This window comes from Providencia sp. PROV_01 (assembly GCF_053098325.1).
Genome location: NZ_JBRFKD010000016.1, coordinates 1 through 491, shown reverse-complemented (window position 1 = coordinate 491; position 491 = coordinate 1). Strand labels below are relative to the sequence as shown.

General features: G+C 39.7%; 1 protein-coding gene. It reads left to right on the top strand.

The features are described 5' to 3' along the window. Window positions 1-17: 17 nt before the first annotated feature. Window positions 18-491 carry a trimethoprim-resistant dihydrofolate reductase DfrA1 gene (gene dfrA1 / locus ACU696_RS21100; RefSeq protein ID WP_000777554.1) on the top strand — a complete coding sequence of 158 codons (474 nt, stop codon included), beginning with the start codon at window positions 18-20 and terminating at the stop codon, window positions 489-491.

The window sequence follows — 491 nt, the reverse complement described above, 5'->3', positions numbered from 1 at the left end:
ACCTCTGAGGAAGAATTGTGAAACTATCACTAATGGTAGCTATATCGAAGAATGGAGTTATCGGGAATGGCCCTGATATTCCATGGAGTGCCAAAGGTGAACAGCTCCTGTTTAAAGCTATTACCTATAACCAATGGCTGTTGGTTGGACGCAAGACTTTTGAATCAATGGGAGCATTACCCAACCGAAAGTATGCGGTCGTAACACGTTCAAGTTTTACATCTGACAATGAGAACGTATTGATCTTTCCATCAATTAAAGATGCTTTAACCAACCTAAAGAAAATAACGGATCATGTCATTGTTTCAGGTGGTGGGGAGATATACAAAAGCCTGATCGATCAAGTAGATACACTACATATATCTACAATAGACATCGAGCCGGAAGGTGATGTTTACTTTCCTGAAATCCCCAGCAATTTTAGGCCAGTTTTTACCCAAGACTTCGCCTCTAACATAAATTATAGTTACCAAATCTGGCAAAAGGGTTAA